At 64.9% G+C, this 24815-nt stretch carries 19 protein-coding genes; 11 read left to right on the forward strand and 8 right to left on the reverse strand.

What is annotated here, in order from left to right; all coding sequences use genetic code 11:
* The first annotated feature begins 515 nt into the window (after positions 1–515).
* The 3 genes from F3J20_RS18060 (at position 516) to F3J20_RS18070 (ending at position 3930) form a co-directional block, all read left to right on the forward strand.
* The gene (locus F3J20_RS18060; protein ID WP_008921056.1) at positions 516–767 is read left to right on the forward strand and encodes a hypothetical protein; all 252 of its coding nucleotides are present in this window, start codon (positions 516–518) and stop codon (positions 765–767) included.
* Positions 768–1122: 355 nt separating this feature from the next.
* The gene (locus F3J20_RS18065) at positions 1123–2115 is read left to right on the forward strand and encodes a DedA family protein/thiosulfate sulfurtransferase GlpE (protein WP_167284104.1); all 993 of its coding nucleotides are present in this window, start codon (positions 1123–1125) and stop codon (positions 2113–2115) included.
* Positions 2116–2199: 84 nt separating this feature from the next.
* Entirely contained in the window at positions 2200–3930 is a 1731-nt protein-coding gene (locus F3J20_RS18070) for a cyclic nucleotide-binding domain-containing thioredoxin-disulfide reductase (protein ID WP_167284105.1), read from the forward strand.
* Positions 3931–4156: 226 nt separating this feature from the next.
* Here the strand turns inward: F3J20_RS18070 and F3J20_RS18075 are convergent, their stop codons facing one another.
* A complete protein-coding gene (locus F3J20_RS18075) occupies positions 4157–5308 on the reverse strand; it encodes a branched-chain amino acid ABC transporter substrate-binding protein (protein WP_205299330.1) in 1152 nt (383 codons plus the stop codon).
* Positions 5309–5727: 419 nt separating this feature from the next.
* Here F3J20_RS18075 and F3J20_RS18080 point away from each other — a divergent pair, with 419 nt between their 5' ends.
* On the forward strand, positions 5728–6387 hold the full coding sequence (locus F3J20_RS18080; RefSeq protein ID WP_167284107.1) for a GntR family transcriptional regulator: 660 nt from the start codon (positions 5728–5730) through the stop codon (positions 6385–6387).
* 183 nt (positions 6388–6570) lie between these two features.
* On the opposite strand, the gene F3J20_RS18085 is transcribed toward F3J20_RS18080, so the two are convergent.
* Together F3J20_RS18085 and F3J20_RS18090 are read right to left on the reverse strand one after the other, a co-directional pair.
* Complete coding sequence (locus F3J20_RS18085) at positions 6571–6828, reverse strand: hypothetical protein (RefSeq protein WP_167038975.1); 258 nt, start codon at positions 6826–6828, stop codon at positions 6571–6573.
* 212 nt (positions 6829–7040) lie between these two features.
* The gene (locus F3J20_RS18090; RefSeq protein ID WP_167284108.1) at positions 7041–7943 is read right to left on the reverse strand and encodes an EamA family transporter; all 903 of its coding nucleotides are present in this window, start codon (positions 7941–7943) and stop codon (positions 7041–7043) included.
* 212 nt (positions 7944–8155) lie between these two features.
* Here F3J20_RS18090 and F3J20_RS18095 point away from each other — a divergent pair, with 212 nt between their 5' ends.
* Positions 8156–9073 carry an AraC family transcriptional regulator gene (locus F3J20_RS18095; protein WP_345889899.1) on the forward strand — a complete coding sequence of 306 codons (918 nt, stop codon included), beginning with the start codon at positions 8156–8158 and terminating at the stop codon, positions 9071–9073.
* A 439-nt stretch (positions 9074–9512) separates the two neighbouring features.
* On the opposite strand, the gene F3J20_RS18100 is transcribed toward F3J20_RS18095, so the two are convergent.
* The 4 genes from F3J20_RS18100 to F3J20_RS18115 form a co-directional block, all read right to left on the reverse strand.
* A complete protein-coding gene (locus tag F3J20_RS18100) occupies positions 9513–10850 on the reverse strand; it encodes an MFS transporter (protein ID WP_167284110.1) in 1338 nt (445 codons plus the stop codon).
* 80 nt (positions 10851–10930) lie between these two features.
* The gene (locus F3J20_RS18105; RefSeq protein WP_167284111.1) at positions 10931–11896 is read right to left on the reverse strand and encodes a hydroxymethylglutaryl-CoA lyase; all 966 of its coding nucleotides are present in this window, start codon (positions 11894–11896) and stop codon (positions 10931–10933) included.
* A complete protein-coding gene (locus F3J20_RS18110; protein WP_167038965.1) occupies positions 11893–13086 on the reverse strand; it encodes a CaiB/BaiF CoA-transferase family protein in 1194 nt (397 codons plus the stop codon). The genes F3J20_RS18105 and F3J20_RS18110 overlap by 4 nt, the downstream gene beginning before the upstream one ends.
* 104 nt (positions 13087–13190) lie before the next feature.
* Entirely contained in the window at positions 13191–14198 is a 1008-nt protein-coding gene (locus tag F3J20_RS18115; protein WP_240162829.1) for a LysR family transcriptional regulator, read from the reverse strand.
* A 276-nt stretch (positions 14199–14474) separates the two neighbouring features.
* On the opposite strand from F3J20_RS18115, the gene F3J20_RS18120 reads away from it, so the two are divergent.
* The 4 genes from F3J20_RS18120 to F3J20_RS18135 all read left to right on the forward strand — a co-directional run bounded on the left by F3J20_RS18120 (position 14475) and on the right by F3J20_RS18135 (position 20167).
* A complete protein-coding gene (locus F3J20_RS18120) occupies positions 14475–15437 on the forward strand; it encodes a GlxA family transcriptional regulator (protein WP_167284112.1) in 963 nt (320 codons plus the stop codon).
* Positions 15438–15490: 53 nt separating this feature from the next.
* The gene (locus F3J20_RS18125) at positions 15491–16249 is read left to right on the forward strand and encodes an SDR family oxidoreductase (protein WP_167038959.1); all 759 of its coding nucleotides are present in this window, start codon (positions 15491–15493) and stop codon (positions 16247–16249) included.
* 817 nt (positions 16250–17066) lie between these two features.
* Positions 17067–17435 (forward strand): BON domain-containing protein, encoded by a 369-nt coding sequence (locus tag F3J20_RS18130; RefSeq protein WP_345889898.1) that lies wholly within the window; start codon positions 17067–17069, stop codon positions 17433–17435.
* Between the two features lie 1091 nt (positions 17436–18526).
* Complete coding sequence (locus F3J20_RS18135; protein WP_167284113.1) at positions 18527–20167, forward strand: NRAMP family divalent metal transporter; 1641 nt, start codon at positions 18527–18529, stop codon at positions 20165–20167.
* 95 nt (positions 20168–20262) lie between these two features.
* Here F3J20_RS18135 and F3J20_RS18140 read toward each other — a convergent pair whose 3' ends face one another.
* Entirely contained in the window at positions 20263–21909 is a 1647-nt protein-coding gene (locus F3J20_RS18140) for an acyl-CoA dehydrogenase family protein (RefSeq protein WP_167284114.1), read from the reverse strand.
* 138 nt (positions 21910–22047) lie between these two features.
* Between F3J20_RS18140 and F3J20_RS18145 the strand changes: the two genes are divergently transcribed.
* Both F3J20_RS18145 and F3J20_RS18150 read left to right on the forward strand, forming a co-directional pair.
* Positions 22048–22707, forward strand: a complete 660-nt coding sequence (locus F3J20_RS18145) for a TetR/AcrR family transcriptional regulator (protein WP_167038949.1) — start codon at positions 22048–22050, stop codon at positions 22705–22707.
* Between the two features lie 702 nt (positions 22708–23409).
* Positions 23410–24609 (forward strand): succinylglutamate desuccinylase/aspartoacylase family protein, encoded by a 1200-nt coding sequence (locus F3J20_RS18150; protein WP_167284115.1) that lies wholly within the window; start codon positions 23410–23412, stop codon positions 24607–24609.
* The last annotated feature ends 206 nt before the right edge of the window (positions 24610–24815 follow it).

Consider the following 24815-nt stretch of genomic DNA (forward strand, 5'->3'; position numbering starts at 1 on the left):
TGGGAGTGTCAGCGCCCAATCGTTGCAAGGGCAGCCTGACCCGAGTAACAACGGCGTTTAACGGCCTGTCCGCTTATCCGGACGGGCCATTTTTTCATGGTCTTGCTGATCGTGGCGCAGGTGGACGAAATACGAGGCGTTGCGAGCCGCAGGACGAACAGCCAACGGTGAGTCAATACGGGAGCCGCCGCTACGCTGTCCTGACGATCCGTAAGCTCTCCTGCGCGCTGCACCCGTACCGCGATGCATTGCCTCATCTACCTTGCCCGCACGTCACCCGCATGACAACCGCGCACACATCGCGCGCCGCCGAGGAGCATGAAAAATGCAGTCGTCATAGCGGGGAGTCGCGTTAAACTGATTGAAACGCACCGGGGTCACCATACAGGCGGCGCCACACTCAAGCACAACCCGGGCGTGACAGAGAAGGACATGCACGGCGGGCAGGCGCGGCAGACGGTACGCGCGCCTGCCCGTACAATGATTCGATCAACAACGGAAGAAGGACAACTTCGATGCGCATCACCGGGTCCTCCGGGTCAATGGCCCTGCTCACCGAATACGACGACGCAACGGCGCGCGAACTCCGCTCGCTGCGCCTCGAATCGACCGAAGACGGCAAAGGCATCCTGCTGATCGAAGTCGATGAGCGCAAACCGGGCATACATCGCGAAGTGCGCTACGAAATCACGCCCGCCGAACTGATTGCCGCGATCCGCGCGCACGGCGCCGAGTTGCCGGGCGAGCAACACAATCATCGTCAGTAAAACCGGCATGCGGCACACGAGCGCCGCATGCGTTGCCCGCATCGCGCGCCCGCGGCCGATGCGGGTAGGCGGCATTGTTCGCGCCTGCCCTGTCCGCGAGCGCCAAACCGCGCATCGTTGTTCCGCCGCGGCGGCTAATAGAAGACACTTTTCCGCATGCCTGCGCGCGCGCGTTTTTACGATCGTTTCCGCACGCGAGCGCCAAGCCCCCGGCGCGCCATGACCGCGTTTCGACCTGTGCATGACGGGCACGCGTCCGGGTCGTTTGCACGCCTCGAAAATGCGTCCATAATCCTTGCATTCCCCTTTGCTCTCCTCACCGTGACGCGCCCGCAAGGGCCACGGACGTAAACCGATGCTACATGACCTCGTCGAGCAATACGGCCCCGCGCTCGTATTCGTCAACGTGCTGGCCGCCGCACTCGGGCTGCCGGTGCCGGCCATGCCGTCACTCGTGCTGTTCGGCGCGATGGCGGCGATGCACCCCGGCTCCGTCGGCACGCAACTGATGCCCGTTCTCGTGCTGTCGATCTTCGCCACCCTGATCGGCGACAGCGCGTGGTATCTCGCCGGCCGCATCTACGGCGGCAATACGCTGAAAACGATCTGCCGGCTGTCGCTTTCGCGGGACACCTGCGTGAAGAAAACCGAGCGCTTCTTCGGCCGCTGGGGCGTGCGCGTGCTGGCCATCGCGAAGTTCGTCCCGGGCCTGTCGATCGTGTCGATTCCGATGGCGGGCGCCATGGGCACGCGCTACCGCACCTTCCTCAGCTACGACGGCATCGGCGCGGCGCTGTGGTCGGGCACCGGGCTCATCATCGGTGCGCTGTTCTCGCGGCAGATCGACATGCTGTTCGCGGTCGCCGGCCGGCTCGGCCGCACCGCGGCGCTCATCGTCGTGGCGCTGCTGCTGTTGTACGCGGCATACCGGTGGATCCGGCGCCGCCAGTTGCTCGCGACGCTCGAGTCGGGACGCATCGAGGTCAACGAACTCGGCAAGCTGTTCGCGGCCGGCAACGCGCCGGTCGTGTTCGACATCCGTTCGGACGAGAAACGCAAGCTCGATCCGTTCGTGATTCCCGGCGCGCAATTCGCCGACGAGCGGCATCTCGAGAACATCGTCGCCAATTATCCGCACGACCAGAAGCTGGTGATCTACTGTTCCTGCCCGAACGAGATTTCCGCGGCGTGGATGGCGAAGCAACTGAGCGCGGCCGGTTTCTCCGACGTGCTGCCGCTGCGCGGCGGCATGGAAGCGTGGCGCGACTCGGGCGAGCCGGTGGATGCGTTGCCCGACGCGCCGAAGACGGAAGTCGCGGTCGAGGACATCGCGCCCAAAGCCGTCTAGCACGGCGCGCGCGGCTCTCGCGCGTGCCCGCGCGCCGCTTCGCCTTCCGTTCAATCGTTCAATGAACACCGAAGGAGCGGTTCAATGCTTTCGACTCAGGACGTTTCGACTCAAGAGGTGGGAGGACAGCAGGGAGTCGTCGCCGACGCGCCGTTTTCGTCGCTGTCGACACGCATGCACCAGATGTTCCCCGCGCTCACCTGCGCGGAAATCGACCGGCTGCGCCGCTTCGGCGAGACCGGTCACTGGCAGGCCGGCGAACTGCTGTTCGAGACCGGTCAGCCCGGCCCCGGCATGTTCGTGCTGCTCGAAGGGAGCGTGAAGCTGTATCAGCGCGACGGCATCGGCCGCGAGGTCGTGATCGGCGAGCATGGCGTGGGACATTTTCTGGCCGAAGTCGGACAACTGTCGGGCAAGCCGGCGCTCGTCAACGGCATGGCGCTCGGTTCGGTGCAGGCGCTGCTGATCCCGCCCGAGCGTCTGCGCGCGCTGCTCGTCGCCGAGGCGGAACTCGGCGAGCGCATCATGCGTGCGCTGATCCTGCGGCGCGTCTCGCTGATCGAAAAAGGCGCGGGCGGGCCGATCCTGATCGGCAACAGCAACGACGCGCGGCTCGTGATGCTGCAAGGCTTCCTGTCGCGCAACGGCCATCCGCATTCGGTGATCGACGAGCGCGACGAAGACGCGTTGCGTCTGATCGGGCAATTCGCCGCGCAGCGCGAGGACCTGCCGCTCGTGATCTGCCCGGACGGCTCGGTGCTGCGTCATCCGAGCATGCCGGAACTCGCGACCTGCCTCGGTCTCCTGCCCGATCTCGACGACTCGCACGTGTACGACGTGGCAATCGTCGGCGCCGGGCCGGCGGGCCTCGCCGCCGCGGTGTACGCGGCTTCCGAAGGGCTTTCGGTGATCGTGCTCGACAGCCGCGCGCCGGGCGGCCAGGCGGGCGCCAGCTCACGGATCGAAAACTACCTCGGCTTTCCGACCGGCATCTCGGGCCAGGCGCTCGCGGGCCGCGCCTTCGTGCAGGCGCAGAAGTTCGGCGCGCACGTCGCGATTCCGGTCAACGTGAAGGCACTCCAGTGCGGCCAGTCGCCGTACCGGCTCGAACTGAAGTGCGGCGGCCATATCAGCGCGCGGGCGATCGTGATCGCGAGCGGCGCGGTGTACCGGCGGCCCGCGCTCGAAGGGCTCGAACGCTTCGACGGACGCGGCGTTTATTACTGGGCCTCGCCGGTCGAGGCGAAGCTCTGCAAGCGCCAGGAAGTCGTGCTCGTGGGCGGCGGCAATTCGGCCGGCCAGGCGATCGTCTATCTGGCGACGCACGCGGCCAAGGTCCACGTGCTGATTCGCCGCAGCGGTTTCGAGGCGACGATGTCGCGCTACCTGATCGACCGTATCCGCTCGCTGCCGAACGTGTTCGTGCATCCGAATTCGGAAATCGGCCGGCTCGACGGCGATGAGGACGGACTCGTGTCGGTCGCGCTGAAAAGGCCGCTACCCGATGGCGTGAGCCGCCTCGACACGCGGCATCTGTTCCTCTTCACGGGCGCGGACCCGAACACCGAATGGCTGCGCACCTGCGGCGTGCAGCTCGACGAAAAGGGCTTCGTGCTGACCGGCGTCGGCACGGATGGCTCGGCCGCCGCCTGCGATCTCGCCACCACGGTCAAGGGCGTGTACGCGATCGGCGACGCGCGCGCGGGGTCGACGAAACGGGTGGCGGCGGCGGTGGGGGAAGGCGCGGCGGTGGTCGCGCAGATTCATCAACTGCTGGCGGCGGTCGGCGAGGAAGCGGTGGCGTTGGGCGCGTGAGATTTATCGCACGCGCTTCGCGCGCTGGGGTCTGGAGTCGACGCCGCGCCGCATGCGGGGCCATGCGGCACGGGTCGCGAACCGGTGGACGATCCTCAGGAAACCTTAAGCTTCCTTGCGCCGCGATTTTCACCGCCCAAGTCTCACCGCCGGATTCGACCGCCTCGTTACCGCCAACGCCGCGATACAGCGCCAGCGACACGATTAACGGATCGTTCCGCAGCGGTTATTTCGTGCCGACCGTTTGCAGCGCCGCCCATGCGCCGTTGTTCACCTTGTAGACGGTCACGCCGCCGTACTTCAGATCGCCGTGATCGTCATAGGCGAGTTCGTTGGTCGTCACGCCCTTCATCTGCGTTGCCTTCAGCACCGGCAGATACTTGTGCGGATCGACCGAGTCGGCCTTCTTCATCGCGTTGAGCACGGCCATCGTGCCGTCGTACGCGTACGGCGAATACAGCTGGACCTCGGTGCCGAAGCGTTTCTTGTAGCGGTCGACGTACGACTTGCCGCCCGGCATCTGGTCCAGCGGACTGCCGCCCGACGACGCCAGCACGCCTTCAGCCGCAGGACCGGCAATCTTGAGCAGTTCATCGGAGTGAATCATGTCTGGGCCGATCAGCGTGCTCCTGATCGCCAGCGAACGCATCTGCTTGAGGAGCGGCGCGGCTTGCGTGTCCGCGCCGCCGTAGAAAATCGCGTCCGCGTCCGCCTGCTTGATGTGGGTCAGGATGGCGCGAAAATCGACGGCTTTGTCGTTGGTAAACTCCTGCGCGACGATGGTGCCGCCCGCCGCCTTGACCGCCTTGGCGAATTCTTCCGCCACGCCCTGGCCGTACGCGGTACGATCGTCGACGATCGCGAAACGCTTGAACTTCAGGTCTTCCACCGCGTATTTGCCGAGCACGCCGCCTTGCTGCGCATCGGACGTGACGAGGCGGAAGGTGGTCGGCAGCCCTTGCGCGGTGTAAGCCGGCGCGGTGGCGGTCGCGAGTTCCGGAATGCCGGCCTTCGCGTAGATCGGCGCCGCCGGAATGCTGGTGCCGGAATTGAAGTGGCCGATCACGGCGGCAACGCCGTCGTCCACGAGCTTTTGTGCGACGGTCGTGCCGGTGCGCGGGTCGGCCTGGTCGTCGGCCGCATCGAGCACGAAGTGCACCGGCTTGCCGCCGATCACCGGCTTGGTGGCATTGAAGTCTTCGAGCGCCAGCGTCACGCCGCTGCGGAAATCCTCGCCGTAGTGCGCCTGCCCGCCGGTCAACGGCGCGGCGAAACCGATCTTCACGTCCTGCGCCTGCTGCGCAAACGCGCTCGCTCCGGTCAAACAGAGCACGCTGGCGGCCACGCCGGATGCGATGTGTTTCATGCTAATGCTCATCTGATGCTCCTCTTCGTCTTCGTTATGTCTTCGTTATGAAATGGCACGAGAAGGCTCACCGCGCGTAATCCGCGCGGCGCCCGTCAGCCGTTGGGCACTGCTTTGGGCTCATCTGAAACGCGGCGGCGTGAATAGCGCCGCGGACGTCGCCGGTTTTTCCGGCTCACAGAGGAAGGCGTCGTGCTCGGCGAGCACGCGGACAAGGCCCGCGCGCCCCGACGAGCCGGGTGAATACGCTAAGATGGGTTGCTTGTCTCCGGGTGCGTCGGGCATGGTTTTCCAAGCTTTGTAGTGACGACATATTGGATTCACATCTTGGTGATATTTATCCATAGATGCGCCGATTGGATACAATCATAGCAACCCACAATTTTGACGACAACTTTTTTCGTCGGTCGGCGCACGACCGGCTTTTACCCATGACGACAGTGCAGGCCAAGGCAGAGCAACGATCGCTGCCGCAGTCCATCCGGGATCAACTGCGCGATGAAATCCTGCGGGGACAGTTGCCGCCCGGTACGCAACTGCGCCAGGAAAATCTGGCGGAGCGCTTCGGCGCGAGCCGGATTCCGGTGCGGGAAGCGTTGCGGCAACTCGAAGCGGAAGGGTTGGTCAGTTATCAGCTGAATCGCGGCGCGGTGGTGATCGCGATGTCGACGAGCGAGATTTGCGAGCTGCTCGACATTCGCGCCGCGCTCGAAAGTTATGCGGCGAAGCTCGCGGTGCCCAACATGGTGTCCGCCGACATCGAGCTGATGAAGCGCATCCTCGCCTCGTACGACATCGCCACGACCCCGGCCGAATGGGCGGAGTGCAACCGGCAATTCCATCTGGCGCTGTGCGCGCCGTCGAATAACGAGCGGCTCAAGAAGATGATCGAGGAGTATTGCCTGAGCACGACGAATCGCTATCCGCATCTGCGGATGTCGCTGGATACGCAAAAGGACGACGTGCAGCACGACCACTACCGCATTCTCGACGCGTGCAAGCGGCGCGCCGTCGACGAGGTCGTGACGCTGCTCGAACAGCACATTCTCGAAACCAAGCGCGAAGTGCTGGCGGCCGCCCGCCTCGGGTAACGGGTCAGGCTACCCGGCGGTCAGGCCGCTGAGCAGACATGAAAAAAAGCGCACGGTGAATGACACCGTGCGCTTTTTTATCGTGGACAGCGCTCGTGAGGCGCCAAGGCAGATGGACGCTTCAACGATCCGCTTCAAAGGCCCGCTTCAAGGCCTCATCAACGGCCCATCCGGCAATCCGCCTTAGTGCTCGAGCTTCGCGCGCAACTCGCGCGCGGCTTCCAGCAGTCCTTCGTAACCCGAGCGAGCATGCTCCGGCAGATCGGGATCGCCGACCAGCGCGCCGAGCGTTTCGATCAGGCTATACACAATGCCCTTCGCCGCACCCGACGCGATGTTGCCCGACGATACCTGTTGATCGACATGGCTGAGCGCCGCGTCGAGCTGCTCCATCCCGGGACGATCGTCGGAAGGCGGCTTGGGAGAAACGTCTTGCGTCATGATGAAACATCGCTCCTGTTGATGCATCGGTGAACGAACCTGTCACGTTGTTATATACCGATCGTGCGCCGCCGTCCATTCGTGTCCCCGGCATTCGTCCGTTATCGGAGCCGGTAAAACCGGCTCCCGGAAACACTCACCTGGTGTCGATGCAGAGACTTTTTCCGTTCCCGAACATCCTCACCTTAAGCGGTGACGGTGAAGCCCCCCGCTCACGACCCCGTCACCGTACGCCGCACGAAAATGCGCCGCGTCAGATCGAATGCGACGAGGTTGCCGGCCACCACGAGCAGCAGTCCGACCACGGCGAGCGCGGACCAGCGATAGCCCTCGAAAATCGTCGACGCCGCCAGCGCGACAATCGGAAACAGCACCGTGCAGTACGCGGCGCGCTCCGGTCCCATGCGGCCGACCAGCATCAGGTAGGCCGTGAAGCCGATCACCGAGCCGAACACCGCGAGGTAGGCGAGCGCGCCGAGATAGCGCGGCGACAGATCGGGCGCGAACGAGTAGCCGGCGAATACGCTGCCGATCGTCAGGATGCCGGCGCCGATCAGCATCGCCCAGCTATTGGTCGCGAACGGATGCAGGCCCATCGATTGCATGCGGCTCGACAACAGGTTGCCGGCCGAGAAGCACAGCGTGCCGAGCAAGGCGACGCCGAGCCCGAGCCACGCGGTGTGGTCGCCGAGGTGCCCGGCCATCTGCTGCACGAACAGACAGACGATGCCGACGAGCCCGAGCAGCGCGCCCGCGATCGCCGTCGGCTGCAGCGGACGGCCCATGAACAGCCGGCCGTTGATCGAGTTCAGCAGCGGCGCGGTGGAAAACACGACTGCGACAAGACCGCTCGGCACGATCTGCTCGGCATAGTAGAAGCACAGGAAATTGAGGCAGAACAGCGCGAGGCCCTGCGCGACGAGATAGCGCCACGCGGCGCGCGGCGGCCAGATCGGCCGGCGCATGACGCGCAGCAGCGCGAACAGCAGCAGCGCCGCGATCCAGAAGCGCCACGCAATCGACACGGGCGGCGGCACCTCGCCGAGTTGCCATTTGATCGCGATCCAGGTGGTGCCCCAGATCAGCACGGTCGAAACATAGAGCAGCAGATTCATGATGGAGCCCGGGTCGGCAATCCGTGGTCGGCCATGGCACGCGGCAAGCCACGGTAAGCCGCGATGACGGAAACCCGACTATGCCGCCGCGCCGCCATCCGGACTTGTCTAGGATTGCGCACATTTTCGCGGCGCTGGGCGGCCTCGCGAGGCTCGCCGTATACTGGCCGCTCAGCCATCCACTACTCGCCGCCCATCGTCCGCTCGCCGCCGTGAACGCCAGCCCGTCCATCCCCGAGATCTCCGCTGCCGGCACGCCGTTCGGTCTGCAGTCGGTCTGTCATACGCTCGCCAGCGCCAACGCGAATCTGGACCGCTTCGCATGGCTCGGCGACGGACTCGCGATCGCGCTCTGGACACGCAACACAAAAGAGGCCGAAACCGTCTACGAGCGGCCGGGCCATCACACGCTGTCGTGCTATCTCGACGGCGGCTACCGCACCGAGCGCCAGAAAATGCCGGGCCACTACGGCGCGCCGTCGCGGCTGTGCGCGCTGCCCGGCGATCACGAATCGCGCTGGTGGGTGCGCGGCCACATGCATTTCATGCACCTGTACTTCCTGCCCGAGCACTTCACGCGGCGCGCGGTGCAGGAACTCGACCGCGAGCCGCGCGAACTGACGCTCGCCGATCGCACCTATTTCGAGGACCCGCATCTCTCGACGCTGTGCCAGTCGCTCGTCAACGAGGACTGGTCAAGCCCCGACGGCCTGCTGCGCACCAACGAAGCCGCGCATGAGGCGCTGAGCCTGCTGTTGCGCGGACAAGGCGTGCGGCGCACCGGCGTCTCGCCGAAGGGCGGGCTGTCGGTCGCGACGCGCCGGCGGCTGCGCGACTATATCGACAGCCATCTGGCGCAGCCGCTTACGCTCGGCGAGCTATCGGAAGTCGCAGCGCTCTCGGAATTCCACCTGGCGCGCATGTTCCGCGAGTCGTTCGGTCTGCCGCCCGCCGCGTGGATCGCGCAGCAGCGGCTCGAACGCGCGCGCACGCTATTGCACACGACCGCGCTGCCGCTCGCGCGAATCGCCGAGCAGTGCGGCTATGCGAACGCGAGCCACTTCAGCCATCGCTTCCGCGAGAGCGCGGGGGTGACGCCGAGCGTGTATCGGCAGGTGATGGGCGGGTAATTGAAGGATGAGCCCGGGCGGCGGCGGGAATTGAGGTGGGAAACGCGAAGCCCATACCCGATATTGAGGATCGCTGAGCTAAAGCCGATGTGGAAACTTGTCCACGTAAAATGTTGGCAAGGCTGTGGACAACCTTCTCATAGGCCATCCAAGTCATTGACGCAGCGGCATTATCCGCTTGCGGTTCACGCGTAGGCAGCCTGCGCCGCCGCCCGGCAAACCGCACGGCCCGACCGCTTTGCCAGGGACACCATACAACGCCCATCGTCCTCGACATGGAGTTGTCCACATATTTTGGGAACAAGCTTGTGGACAACCTGCGCATAGTCCTGCCAAGTGATTGACGCAGCAGGCGTATCTCTCTCAGGTTCGGCAGCAGGCAACGGGGCGGCGGGCCGGGGCGCATCGTCCGACGCAGCCCACCGTCCCGTCCGCGCCATCATCCCTGCGCGGTTTCGGTTTCCCGGCGCCGCAGCGACTCCGGCAGGCCATACTGCACGATCAGCGCGCACACGACGCTCAGCACACCGATCACGTACAAGGCCGGCGTCGTGCTGCCGGTCAGATCCTTCACGCGGCCGACCATCACCGGGCTCACGATCCCGCCCAACTGGCCGAGCGTGTTGATCAGCGCGATCCCGCCGGCGGCGCCGGCTCCCGCGAGCAGCTTCGGCGGCAGCGCCCAGAACGCCGGGATCGACGCCACCACGCCCGCGCCCATCACCGCGAGCGCGACGACCAGCAACGCGGTCTGCTTGTCGAAGTAGCCCGCCGCAAAGAAGCCGATTGCCGACATCAGCAGCAGCCCGAACACGAACTTGCGCCGCTCGCCGCTCGCATCGGACAGACGCCCCACCACGACCATGCAGATCGCACCGCACACATACGGCACCGCCGTCAGCAGGCCGACCACGGTCGGGTTCTTCGTGCCCGCCACGTGAATCAGGTGCGGCGCCCAGAAATTCAATCCGTACGAGGCGATCTGGATCAGGAAGTACACGAGCCCGAGCGTCAGAAAGCCCGGCGTTTTGAGCGCGCCCATCAGCGAATGGCCGCTTGCCGGATGACGGCTCTGCTGCGCGATCTGCGCGGAGAGCACGGTCTTTTCCGTGGCCGACAGCCAGCCCGCGTCCTCGATGCGATCCTTCAGCAGCAGCAGCACCAGCACGCCGAGCACGATGCACGGCATGCCGCCGAGCAGGAACAGCCAGTGCCAGCCCGGCATGCCGAGCGCGCCGTCCAGATGGCCGATCACGAGCCCCGCGAGCGGCGCGCCGACGAGCCCCGAAAACGCCGAGGCGAGAAACAGCATCGACGTGATGCGGCCGCGATAGGCGGTCGGAAACCACAGCGTCAGGTAGTACAGCACGCCGGGCGCGAAGCCCGCTTCCATCGCGCCGATCACGAAGCGCAATCCGTAGAACTGCCATTCGTTGTTGACGAACACCATCGCGGCGGTCGCGAGACCCCACGAAATCATGATCCGCGCGATCCAGCGCCGCGCGCCGACCTTGTAGAGGAACAGGTTGCTCGGGACTTCGAACAACACATAGCCGATCACGAACAGACTCGCGCCGAGGCCGTATGCGGTGTCGGACAGACCGAGATCGCTCTGCAACTGGAACTTCGCGAAGCTGATGTTGATGCGGTCGAAGAACGCGAACAGGTAGCAGATCATGATGAGCGGCATCAGCCGCCACGCGACTTTACGGATGATGGCCGCGAGATCGTCGCTGCCTGTGCGGCTACTGTCCGCCGCTACGCCCAGGTCACTCATGCTTGTCTCCAATGCCGGATTCGGCGCCGCCGTCCGGTCGCTTGATGGTTGATGGTCGATGATGGTTGCCGTGTGGCCGGTCAGATCTGCCGCACGTATTCGGGCACCGGATGCAGGTCGCAATTGCGGCCCGCCTTGGCGAGTTGCCCCGGCACGTCGTGGCCGAGCAGCGCCGGCAAGCCGCGCGACAGCACCAGCAGCTTCTCCAGATCGATCCCGGTCGGAATCCCCACTTCGTCGCACAGGTTGACGAGGTCTTCCGTGCAGATGTTGCCGGACGCGCCCGGCGCGAACGGACAGCCGCCGAGGCCGCCGAGCGCGGCGTCGAAACGGCGCGCGCCGGCTTCGTAGGCGGCCAGCACGTTGGTGAGGCCCAAGCCGCGCGTGTTGTGAAAATGCAGCGTGAGCGCCGAGGCCGGCACGCGTTCGAGCACGCGCGCGACGAGCCGCGCGACCTGGCGCGGATTCGCCATGCCGGTCGTGTCGGCGAGCGTGATGCCTTCGATGCCCATCTCGCGATACGTATCGACGATGCCGACCACGCGGTCTTCGTCGATGCGGCCTTCGAACGGACAGCCGAACGCGGTCGCCACCGTCGCGTTGAGCAGCACGCCCAAGCCCTTGACGTGGCGCACGATGTCGCCGAACGCGGCGAGCGACGACTCGCAGCTCATGCGCATGTTCGCGCGGTTGTGGGTCTGACTCGCCGACATGACGAGGTTCAGCTCGTCGGCGCGCGCGGACAGCGCGCGCTCGGCGCCCTTCAGGTTCGGAATCAGCGCGACGTAGATCACGCCGGGCTGTCGCTCGATCTGCTGGAATACGGCCTCGCCGTCGCGCAGCGCCGGAATCGCTTTCGGCGAGACGAACGAGCCTCCCTCAATGCGCGTGAAGCCGCATGTGGACAGCGCATTGATCAGCGCGATCTTGTCCGGCGTGTCGACCCAGGTGGGCTCGATCTGCAGACCGTCGCGCGGCGCGACTTCCTGCACGATCAGTTTGTCGAGCGAGGCAGTGTCGGCGGTGGAGTAGATGGCGGCGCTCATTGCACGGCTCCTTCGCGGCGCAGCCGCTCGATGTCGTCGTTTTCAAAGCCGAGGTCGCTCAGCACGCTGCCGGTATGCTCGCCGAGCGCGGGACCTTGCCAGCGCACTTCGCCCGGAGTGTCCGAGAGCTTCGGCACGATGCCCGGCATCTTTACCGACGCGCCGCCCGGCAATTGCGCCTGCAGCAGCATCTCGCGCGCCTGGTAGTGCGGATCGGCCACGATGTCGGCCACCGAATAGATGCGCCCCGACGGCACTTCGGCACGTTCGAGCGCGGCCAGCACGTCTTCGGTCGTGTGCTGCGAGGTCCATGCGGTAATCGCCTGATCGAGCATCGCGGCCTGCTTCGCGCGGCCGTCGTTGTAGGCGAGCGCGGGATCGTCGGCGAGATCGGCGCGGCCGATCAGATGCATGAGGCGCTTGAAGATCGGATCGCTGTTGCCCGCGATCACGACATAGCCGTCGTCTTGCGTGCGATACGTGTTCGACGGCGCGATGCCCGGCAGCGCGCCGCCGCTGCGCTCGCGCACGTGGCCGAGCAGGTCGTATTCGGGCACGAGGCTTTCCATCAGATTGAACACGCTCTCGACGAGCGACACGTCGACCACCTGGCCTTCGCCCTGTCCCGTCTTCACGCGCAGCAGCGACATCAGCGCGCCGATCACGCCGTGCAGCGACGCGAGCGAGTCGCCGAGACTCACGCCGACGCGCGCCGGCGCGCCGTCCACTTCGCCGGTCGTGTAGCGGATGCCGCCCATCGCCTCGCCGATCGCGCCGAAGCCCGGCCGGTCGCGATACGGGCCGGACTGGCCGTAGCCGGAGATGCGCACCATCGTCAGTTTCGGATTGAGCGCGTGCAGCACGTCCCAGCCGAGGCCGAGCTTTTCGAGCGCGCCGGGGCGCAGGTTTTCGATTACGACGTCGGCATCGGCGGCGAGGCGCTTGACGACCTCGATGCCATCGGCCGATTTCAGATTCACGCAGACGGATTTCTTGTTGCGCGACTGCAGATACCACCAGAGCGAGGTGCCTTCATGGAGCTTGCGCCATTTGCGAAGGGGATCGCCGGTTTGGGGCGCTTCGATCTTGATGACTTCGGCGCCGAACTCGGCCATGAGGCGCGCGGCAAACGGCGCGGCAATGAGCGTTCCGATCTCGACGACGCGAATACCCTGAAGGGGTCCAGCCATGGTGCAGTCTCCGGAGTTGGTTTGGTGTTGGGAGACAGCTTAGAAGCGGTGCGGCGGTGGGTCCAACCGCAATTCGCCAAGGACCGTTCGCGAACGACGAACGCTCAGCGGCGGTGTTTGGCGGGCGGGGTGGTGACGGTGGCGGCAGGCGTCGCGGATGCGCCCGATGCGCCGGCGGTCGCGGAATCGCCCGCCTCTTCCAACGCCTCGACTGTGCGCAGATGATCGAACAGCAGCCGGCCCACCGGCGAAAGCGCCTCGAGGTCGCGCGCCACGATCACGAGGCTGCGCTCGGCCCAGTCGTCTTCAAGCGGCACGCCGACGAGGCCGAGCGGCCGGCCCATCAGCTGACACACCTTGCGCGGCAGCACGCCGACGCCCATGCCGGCCTGCACCATCCGGCACACCGCGTCGAAACCCGGCACGTGGATGCGTAGCCGCAGCGGCTTGCCGGCCTGGTGCGCGGCGAGGTGCGTGCGCGCGTTGATCGAACTCGCGGAATGCAGACCGACGTGATCGCCGTCGAGCGTTTCGGCGAAGCCGATGCTCGCGCGCGAGGCGAGCGAATGATCGTCGCGCATCACGATCACGAGCGAATCGCGCCGGTAGTGCTCGACGTGCAGCTCGCGCGTGTCGGCGTCGCCGGAACAGATGCCGAGATCGGCGAGGCTGTCGTCGACGGCCTTGACGACGCCGCCGCTCGGCCGCTCCTCGAGATCGAGCTTGACGCGCTCGTGCTGCAACTGGAACGCGCGCAGATCCTCGGGCAGAAATTCGACGATCGCCGACAGGTTCGCCATCATCCGCACGTAGCCGCGCACGCCGCTCGCATGGCCGGCCAGTTCGATGCCGATGTTCTCGATGTCGCGCATCACGCGGCGCGCGTGATGCAGCAGCGTTTCGCCGGCCGGCGTCAACGTCATGCCGCGCGCGTTGCGCTGAAACAGCGTCGCGCCGACCGCCTGTTCGAGTTCGAGCAGACGCTTGCTCGCGGCCGACACGGCAATCGCCTCGCGCTCGGCGGCTCGCGTGAGCGTGCCTTCCTCGAAGACGGCAAGGAACAGCTGAAGCGTGGTGAGATCGAGCTTGCGGAGAAGGTTTTTGATGACCATGGCGCGGCGCGGGGAATGCGATTCGTCCCGCTCGAAGATGACGCCGTACAGTCTATCGAACTTTATCGCACTGCCGCGTTTGCGCCGTCCGCTTCGAAGCGCTCGTGCTCGCGACCACAGGGCAAGACGAGCTCCATGTCGTGCAACCTCGCGCCGATCGCCGACGGACGGCAGGAATGGGAATCAACGCGGCGCGCGGTGCAGCGTCAAGGCGCGTTTGCTATGCTGGCCTGCCGCCGCGCGCGGATTCCGCTCATCCACCCAGGAAGTCTTTCGATGCCCACCGTCGCGATCGCGATCTTCCCCGGCGTGCAGGCGCTCGACGTCGCCGGCCCCGTCGACGTGTTTTCCGAAGCGAACCGCTTCATCGCGCCACGCGAGCACTACGAAGTGAAGCTGCTGGCCGCCGATGCCGCGCCGCTGCGCGCGTCGAACGGCATGACGCTGAGCGCCGATGCAACGTTCGATGAGGCGCGCGAGCCGTTCGATCTCGCGCTGGTCGCGGGCGGTCCCGCGCTGCCCGACAACGACGTGGCCGACGCGCGGCTGCTCGACTGGCTCGCGAACGTCGCGACACGCTGCGGGCACTACGGCTCGATCTGCACCGGTGCCTTCGCGCTCGGTCACGCCGGGCTGCTCGACGCGCGCAACGTCACGACGCACTGGCAGCATGCGGCGCAACTGGCCGCGCGGTTTCCGCGCGCGCATGTCGACTTCGATCGCATCTATCTGCGCGACGGACCGCTCGTGACGTCGGCGGGCGTGACGGCCGGCATCGACCTGTCGCTCGCGCTGGTGGCCGAGGATCACGGTCCGCACACGGCGCTCGCGGTCGCCAAGCGGCTCGTCGTATTCGCGCAGCGCCAGGGCGGCCAGTCGCAATTCAGCCCCTACCTGACCGCGCCCGCCGACGACACCTCGCCCGCCGCGAAAGTCCAGGCGCACGTGATGGCGCGCATCCGCGAGAGCTTTACGGTCAGGCAGCTCGCCGACGTCGCCGGCATGAGCGCGCGCAACTTCGCGCGCGTGTTCGTGCAGGAAACCGGCGTGACGCCGCATGAATTCGTCGAACGCGCGCGCGTCGATGCCGCGCGCAAACTGCTCGAAAGCAGCGGCGCGGCACTCAAGGCGATCGCCTACGATTGCGGCTTCGGCACCGCCGACCGCATGCGCATCGTGTTTGCGAAGCGGCTTGGCGTAACCCCGATGCAGTATCGCGAGCGTTTCCGTTCGTCGTGAAGGCGACGTGAGAAAATCGGCGACTCTGCAAGCCAACGATCACAAGGAACGACATGACTTCCTCTTCTCCGATTCGCGCGATCGTCACCGGCCATACGCGCGGCCTCGGCGCGGCGCTCGCCGAACAACTGCTCGCGCGCGGCGTCGCGGTGCTGGGTCTGTCGCGCTCGCGGCACGCCGCGCTGAAAGCGCGATTCGCCGCGCAGCTCGAAGAGATCGAACTGCCGCTGGCCGACCCCGCGCGCGTCGCGCAATGGCTCGCCACCGACGCATTGCGCCGCTTCGCGAGCGGCGCGCAAACGGTGCTGCTCATCAATAACGCGGGCATGGTGCAGCCGATCGGTCCGATCGAAGGACAGGACCCGGCCAGCATTGCGGACGCGGTGAACCTCAACATCGCCACGCCGCTGATGCTCGCGAGCGCGCTCGCCGCCGCGGCCGTCGAGGCGAGCGACCGGCGCATCGTGCATATTTCGAGCGGCGCGGCGCGCAATGCGTATCCGGGCTGGAGCATCTACTGCGCGACGAAGGCCGCGCTCGATCATCACGCGCGCGCCGTTGCACTCGACGCGAATCGCGCGCTGCGCATCTGCAGTCTCGCGCCGGGCGTGATCGATACGGACATGCAGGCGCAGATTCGCGGCAGCGGCGAAGAACAGTTCCCGATGCGCGCGCGTTTCGAAGACCTTAAACGCAACGGCCAACTGTCGACGCCCGAGCAATGCGCGACGCAGTTGATCGACTACGCGCTCAGCGATGCATTCGGTCAAACGCCGGTCGCGGATATTCGCGAGATCGTGAAGCAGGCGTAGTCGGTGCAGCGGTTGCCATGGCCGCACTCGGCAGTAACGGGCAGCAATCGGCAGCATCGACGCTCCCGAAAATTCTCACCTTTAGCACGGAGCAGCAGCGGATCGACGCAAATAGTCCCCGCCGTTGCTCCCGAAAACGCTCACCTTGAGGGCCGTAGCGGGATAAATGCAGGCTCACGGCCAGTGCGCCACGCACGGCATACGCCATTCCCGAAAACCCTCACCTTTGATAAAGGCCGAGGCAATATCGCCTGGACATTCAACGGGTTACGTGACGCACGCGCCTTAGCACAGGCTGTTTTTCCCGAGCGGATTACGCATTTGCAAGGCATGCATAGCCGCTTCGTATCACTCGGCTCCTGAATATCCTCACCTTTGAGCGTGACAGCCGCGATACGTGTGCTGCCGGAATCATCTTGCCGTGCGGTTTATTCGTGTATTCGGCGGGTTCGAGCGCTGGCCGGGAACCATGCGCGGACGTTCCCCGAAAACCCTCACCTTCAGATTTGCAGTGCGCGTACAGGTGCGCCGATTCTCACCGCGCCAGCTCCCGAATCTTCTCACCTGTCGGTCATGCAGCGCGGATCGCGCCGCGAGCAGGGCAACCGGCACGGCCGCATAACCCCCCCGTCGATGCCTTATTCGCACAGTCGTCGCGGCATATAATCGGACGAGACGGTCGAACACTCGTCTCGAGGCGGCAGCGCGTGGCGCCGCCTCTTCCCCATTGACAGCATGCGGCTCGAACAGCAGTTCCTGACAAACCGGCAAAGGAGGAAGAATGAAAACAAACGGTGCGAGCAGAATACTCGGCGCGATGTTCGCGATGGCCTTCGCGACTTGCGTGACCTATGCGAACGCGCAAACGCCCGGCGGCACACCGGGCGACATGTCGGCGCAAAACATGCCGATGCAAAGCCGGCCGGGGGTGGCGGCTCCAGCTCCACGTCGAAACAGATCGGATACCCAGTTGGTCCGCGACGTTCGCCGCGCCTTCACGCGCACACCGGGATTGAATTCAGCGAGCATTCACGTCGAGTCGCGTCATGCCTTCGTGACATTGACCGGCTCGGTGCCGCAGCGCTCGCAGATCGAACGGGCCGGTAGCGCCGCAAGATCGGTTCAAGGCGTGAGAGCGGTGTCGAACCGACTGACCGTGCGAACGAGGCGCGGCTCGGGTCATTGAGTCGAACGAGACGGCATCGGTCGGATGAAACCGATGCCGCCTTCGTGAGCGCCGAATGTCTCCGCTTTACTTCCTCTGCCTGACTCCCTCTGCTTTGTCCCTTCCGCGTCAATCGCGCAGCCGCCTTCCTTCGCACCGGTCAACGCGGGCACGATCCGCTTCGCTGAAATCCTCCGGTTCTCATCCGGTCTTTCAATCCGAAAGCACTGCGTTGCTCGCAGCACACTTTTTTCTGCTCTGCTTAAGAAACCGATTGACCTTGCCCAAATACGCCCCCTAGAATTCAAGAATATTCACTAGTGAGGCTCGTGCCTTGGACACCTGCAGTAGTCGACTTTCGAACAGATTCGCTGCCTGAACGGCAGGACGTCCGCGCTTCCTTTCCTAGCCGCCGTCTTGCCAGCAGGCAGACGGTGCGCGTCGCAGCAACTCCCCGTGCACCCTGGTTAATGTTATATCCGCGCCATACGGATCGACGCGTCTGATCGCGTCCATACGCTGACGCGGCTTTGTATCGCGAGCATCAGGCTCGCGTGCGTGTTCGCACGCGTTTCGTCAGTTCGACGGAACGCGCACGGACGCGAGAATAAACACGCCTGTCGCGGGCGCGCGTCCCGAATGCGCGCCGCGATGGCAGAGAGAAACCAGCCAGCAAGGAGCCGCCATGACAGACAGTGACAGTTATCCCTTATGCCGCTTACCGCTTCTTTTAACTGAGGAAAGCGAGTAGACCGCCACCGCCGCGTCGATACGCGCGGCCTCCGTGTCTGCTGGCTTTCCGCCCAGCGCGTTGCATGCAACGCACGGAGAAATATCATGCAATTCGGCCTCCTTCTCTCGCGGCTCCCGCACGTACAGGAGTCGCGCGTCCATTACGACAGCCTGCTCATGCTGCACGTCCGCGAAACACATGCTTTCGTGCCATTCTGGCGCCGTCTGAAAGCACGCGTTCTTCATCTTTCGTAGCGTTTCGCGATTCTTCCGTCATACGCAAGCGGCTCAGCCAGCACTCGACTCGCACGCTGCCCATGTCCTTGCGTATGCCGGAGCACGCATGTCGCCGTCTATAAACACAACCAGGGAAGAACGTCATGTCCACGCCCACCAACCTTTCCTCCGCCCGCAGCGCCGTGCTCGATTCGGCGCACGTCGGCGACATCAAGGGCGCGCTCGGCACGATCGCGCATCATGACGTCGCGCCACGCACCAACTGGTGGGCGCGCGTGCGCACGCTGCTCGCGATCCTCGGTCCGGGGCTCATCGTGATGGTCGGCGACAACGATGCCGGCGCCTTCGGCACCTATACCCAGGCAGGTCAGAACTACGGCACGACGCTGCTGTGGACCATGCTGCTGCTCGTACCCGTGCTCTACGTCAATCAGGAGATGGTGCTACGCCTCGGCGCGGTCACCGGCGTCGGCCATGCGCGCCTCATCTTCGAGCGCTTCGGCAAGTTCTGGGGGGCGTTCAGCGTCGTCGATCTGTTCATTCTCAACGCGCTGACCATCGTGACCGAGTTTATCGGCATCACGTTCGTGCTCGACTTCTTCGGCGTCTCGAAGATCGCGGGCGTGTGCATCGCCGCGGCCCTCACGATGGCCGCCGTCAGCACGGGCGACTTCCGCCGCTTCGAACGCTTCGCGGTCGTGCTGTGCGTGTTGAGCCTGCTGCTCGTGCCGGTGCTCGTGTCGATTCATCCGCCCGTCAGCCAGATGGCGCGTGACTTCTTCATTCCGAACTGGCCCGCCCACTCGAAGCTCTCCGACGTGATGCTGCTCGTGATCGGCATCGTCGGCACGACGGTCGCGCCGTGGCAATTGTTCTTCCAGCAGAGTTACGTGATCGACAAACGCATCACGCCGCGCTTCATGAACTACGAAAAGGCCGACCTGTGGATCGGTATCGTGTTCGTGCTGATCGGCGCGGTGGCGATGATTTCGTTCAGCGCGGCGCTGTTCGACGGCCGGCCCGAATTCGGCAACTTCACCGACGCGGGCGGCGTCATCGCGGGACTCGAAAAATACGCGGGACGCACCTCGGCGGTGCTGTTTGCGATCGCGTTGTTCGACGCATGCGTGATCGGCGCGGCGGCCGTGTCGCTATCCACCGCCTATGCGATCGGCGACGTGTTCAAGATCCGTCACTCGCTGCATCGCAGCGTCTCGGACGCGAAGGGCTTCTATCTCGTGTACTTCGTTATCGTCGCGGCGGCCGCGGCGCTCGTGCTGATTCCGGGCAGCCCGCTCGGTCTTCTGACTGAAGCGGTGCAAACGCTGGCCGGCGTGCTGCTGCCGAGCGCGACCGTGTTCCTGCTGCTGCTTTGCAACGACCGCGCGGTGCTCGGTCCGTGGGCCAATTCGAAAAAGCTGAATCTGTTTACGGGCGCTGTCGTCTGGGTACTCGTGATGCTGTCGATCATCCTGACCGCGTCGGTGATCTATCCGGACATGGCCGGCAAAACGATTATCGAAATGCTCGTGGGCGGCACGCTGCTCGCCGTGACCGGTTATGGCGCGGCGCTCGGCATCCGCAAGCTGCGCGGCGAGCCCGTGGCCGAACCGTCGCCGGTCTATTCGAAAGAGGCGCGCAACGCCTGGCGCATGCCCGCGCTCGACGAATTGCCGCCGCCGAATCTGACGCTGGCGAAGCGCATGTGGATGGGCGTGCTGCGCGCTTATCTGCTGCTCGCGATCGGCCTCGTCATCGTGAAGGTCGTGCAGATGGCATTGTGAAGCCGCGCGAATGGTGAGTAGTTCCAGGAGATGCGCTAACGGTGAGGATTTACGGGAGCCGCGTTGCGCATCATCGCCAGCCTGTGGAAACGCAGTCACACAGGCCATGCCCGCTCGACGATCCGCGCCTGTTGCCCATGTTCCGGCAACGTGCCGAACACGCGGCCCCACTGCGCGTCGAAGCGGCTTGCGATGAACGCGTCCGCGACGTAGGTCGGCGCGTGCTCGCGCAGCAGGCACGCCTGCACGAGCAGAATCAGGCGCTGCGCTTCGCGGCGCGCGGCCGCTTCGTGCATCGCGGTCCCCGCACCGGCTGCGCCGGCCAGCGCCTCGATATGCGGGCGCAGGCGCGCCTCGCCGTGGCAGATCGGCCGGATATCGTCGATCAACGCGGCTAGCGCGGCGGGATCGCGGCTGATCGCGCGCAGCATGTCGAGCGCCATCACGCTGCCCGATCCTTCCCAGATCGAGATCACGGGCGCCTCGCGATAAAGCCGGCCCATCGGGCTTTCGTCCATGTAGCCGTTGCCGCCGAACACTTCCATCGCTTCGGCCGACAGTTCGATGCTGCGTTTGGCCACCCAGAATTTCGCGGCGGGCGTCACGATCCGTTCATAGGCGTGCTGCAGCGGATCATGGTCCGCGAGCGCAAACGCCTGCGTGAGGCGCATCATCAGCTGCGTCGCGGCTTCGCTTTCGAGCGCCATGTCGGCCAGCACGTTGCGCATCAGCGGCTGTTCCGCGAGGCGCTTGCCGAACGCGTGACGCTCGCGCGCATGGTGAATCGCCTGCACCACGGCCTGGCGGATCGTGCCCGCGCTGCCCATCACGCAGTTCAACCGCGTATAGGACGCCATTTCGATAATGGTCGGAATACCGCGCCCTTCCTCGCCGATCATGCGCCCCCACGCGCCGAGGAATTCCACTTCGCTGCTCGAATTGGAGCGGTTGCCGACCTTGTCCTTCAGACGCTGGATCTGCACGGCGTTCTTGCTGCCGTCCGGCCGGTAGCGCGGCACGAAGAAGCACGACAGGCCGTTTTCGGTGCGCGCGGTCACGAGATGCGCATCGCACATCGGCGCGGACATGAACCATTTATGACCGACGATCTCGTATTCGCCGCCTCGCCCCTCGCCACGCACCGGCACGGCGTGCGTAGTATTCGCGCGCACGTCGGAGCCACCCTGCTTCTCGGTCATGCCCATGCCGACCAGCATCGACGTCTTCTGTTCGAGTGGCAGATCGCGCGCGTCGTAGCTGCGCGAATAGAGTTTCGGCATCAACTGCTCGAACAACCCGGGCTCCTGGCGCAACACGGGGATGCTCGCGAAGGTCATCGAGGTCGGGCACTGCGAGCCGGCCTCGATCTGTCCGTGCATCGAAAAACCGGCCGCGTACGCAGCCCATGCGCCGGGCCGCGTATCGGAGAACGGTTGCGAGACGAGATTCTGTTCGCGCAGCATCTTCATCAGGCCATGCCACGCGGGATGAAACTCGACGCGATCGATGCGGTGTCCCTGGCGATCGAAGGTGTGAAGTTCGGGTTTGAAGTGATTCGCGTCCTCGGCCATGCGCAGCGTTTGCGCGCTGCCGAGCCGCTCGCCGTAGTCGCTCAGTTCGGATTCGTGCGCCTGCGCACCCGCGCGTTGCACCGCTTCGCGCAGCGCGAGGTCCGTGGTGTAGAGGTTATAATCGGCCAACTCCGGCACGACATTCGTCACCTCATGGGTGTTCCAGTTCATGAGCGGCTCCTTTTCAAGGTGCCCCGATCGGTCCAAGGTCGATCCGTCATCGACAAACCTGTACGCTTGCCGCGCGGGCTTTTTTCTGGTTACCCAGTATAGGGACGCGCTTCGGCGCGAGTGTTCGGATTCGCCGACATGAAGGAACCGCTCCCCGTCAAAACCACGCGCCGCAAGCCCGCGCAATCACGCGCGCTCGCCACGGCCGAGGCGATTCAGCAGGCCTTTGTTCAGCTTCTGGTCGAGCACGGCTACGACAAGGTATCGATCCGCCAGGTGACGACGGCGGCCGGCGTCGGTATCGGCAGCTTCTATGAATATTTCGCCAGCAAGGAAGCACTCGCGGCGGTGTGCATTCATCTGCGCATCAAGCGGATCGCCATCGAAATGAGCGAATGCATTCCGGCCACGCGCGACGAAGCATTGCCCGCGCGAGCCGATGCCCTGCTAAACGCGCAGATTCGCGCGCCGCTCGCGGAACCCGAACAGTGGTCGACGCTCTTTCAGCTCGAACGCCGGGTTTCCGGCATCGATGCCTACCGCAAGCTTTACGCGGAGTTCGTGCGGCTATGGGCCGGCCTGCTTGCCTCGGCACCCGACTGGCCCGCCGATGCGCCGACGGAAGATGCCGCGTTCGCGGTACACGCGACAATCTACGGTCTCGTCTCGCAGGCGCTGATGACGCGCCCGGCTCCTCACGACGTGGCAGCGCTGCGTCGTTTGCTGCGCACCGCCGTGCATGGGTATCTTTCGCTGATCGCGCCGCGCGCCTATCGGCTTTATCGCTTCGAGTTCTGACGGCTCCGCCCTGGCGTGCGCATCAATGCATCAGCGCCTGTCGCGTTCGTGCGCGAACTGCCGCACCCGTCTTCGAAACAGGATAGAACGCGCTGCGCCGCCGACGTCAAAGGACGATCGCCGTGCACCACCGTCGATACGGTCGTGTCGGGAAACGACTCCACGAGGCGCAATGTCGCAATCTTGTGACGCGCCATGTCGAGCCGGAAGGTCGGATCGACTTTCACTGGACTCCTGATCAATCGCGTACAAAACCACAAGACACTCGTGTACGTGACGTCGATCGACACCTGCGTGCTGCTGCCGCTGGCATTTCACACAATTCACAAATTTCCGTCGACCTAACTGATCACCAGTATCGTCGCATTGCTGGTCGGATTAATGACGCTCTCCAGTCCCGCCGCATTTGTTCTTATTTTGAGGGCCTTCAGCCCCGACGTACGTGCAACATCGCTCGGGGTCATCTATGCTATGGACGTGACGCTCTTCGGTGGTTTCGCATAACTCATCGTGCTCGGTCTATGGCGCTGATCGGGCAGCTTCTATGCGCCCGCATGGTACGTGATGGGCTGCAGCGCGATCAGTGTCGCCGGCGTCATGATCTTCCGCGAACACGAGGAAAAGAACGGCCAGCATCAGCGCGGTTGAATTCGTTGCGATCAGAACAGGCCACGCCTGCACACAGCATAAGGATCCTTCGCCATGCAGAACGAATCAAAAGACGGTGTCGATCGACGCAACTTCATGAAGACGGCCATTGCGCTGGTCGGCGCATCGTCCGCGCTCGTCGCGCAGGCCGGCACCGCGTACGCGCAGAACGCGAATGCGCCGGCCGCCGGGACGGGCGCGCACCGGGGCACGGTCTACACCGGCGACGTGATAGACGGCAAGAAGGTCATCAGTTCGCTCGACGTCAACGACCTGCCGAGCGGCGCGAAGCATATGTTCTATTTTCAGGGCGTGCAGATGCCGACGGGCCAGCACTGGTACGTGTCGGTAATCGTCGTGCGTGGTGCGAAACCGGGCAAGCGCGTGGTGCTCGTGAGCGGCGTGCATGGCGATGAGATCAGCCCCGTGCATACGATACAAAGCGTCGTGAGCCAGCTCGATCCGGCCCAGATGTCGGGCACGGTGCTCGCGGTGCTGGACGTGTCGCGCCCCGCGCTCGAAGCGATGGAACGCAGATGGCCGAACTCGGGGCGCGGTCTCGACCTCATCGACATCAACCGCGAATGGCCGGGCAACGAGAATGGCGCGAGTGCGCCGAGCCGGCACGCGGGACTGCTATTCAATCGGCTACTGCGGCCGAACGCCGACTACGCGATCGACTTTCACACCGGCACGACCGGCATGGACCTGACCTCGTTCAACCTCGCGCGGATGGAGTTGCCGGAAGCGCGCGCGATGGCCGAGCTGTTTCCGATCACGCAGATCTTCGACAACCCCGCGTATCCCACGCTGCTTGCGAACGCGCTGATCGACGTGGGCATTCCCGCGATCACGCCGGAGATCGGCGCCGCGCGCATCATCGACCTCAACATGATTCCGCAGTTTGTCGAAGGCACGATGAACGTGCTCAAGCGCTATGGCGTCGTGCCGGGCCCGATCGGGAAGACCGGCCGCGACGTCGGCATCTTCGTCGGCAATAGCGCGCACACGGTCCTCACGACGCACGGCGGCTTCGTCGAACTGCTGGTCAAGCTGAACGAGAAGGTCACGGCCGGGCAGAAGGTGGCGATCCAGCGCAACACGTTCGGCGAAGTGGTCGCGGAGTATACGAGCGGGGTCGCCGGCGAAGTGACGGGGTATCGTATGGATGCGACGGCGGAACCCGGCATTCCTCTCGTGATGGTGCTCTATCAGAGTGCGGGGCGGGAGAATCCCGAGGATTATTCCGAGTAACGCGAGTCGAAGTGGACCGGCGCGCCTGAGTCGCGAATGGTGAGGATTTCCAGGGGATGGGTGAACTCGCCGCTCAAGGTGAGTTCTTCCAGGATGGTGAGGAATTCCAGGAGATGGCGATACCAAACCGAGCACATTTTTCAGAATGGTGAGGATTTCCAGGAGTTGCATCCACACCGGAAAGCAGGTTGTCGGGCCATTGACCC

Origin of the sequence: Paraburkholderia sp. Cy-641 (assembly GCF_011752945.1) — a bacterium.
In the GTDB taxonomy this organism is placed as follows: Bacteria; Pseudomonadota; Gammaproteobacteria; order Burkholderiales; family Burkholderiaceae; genus Paraburkholderia.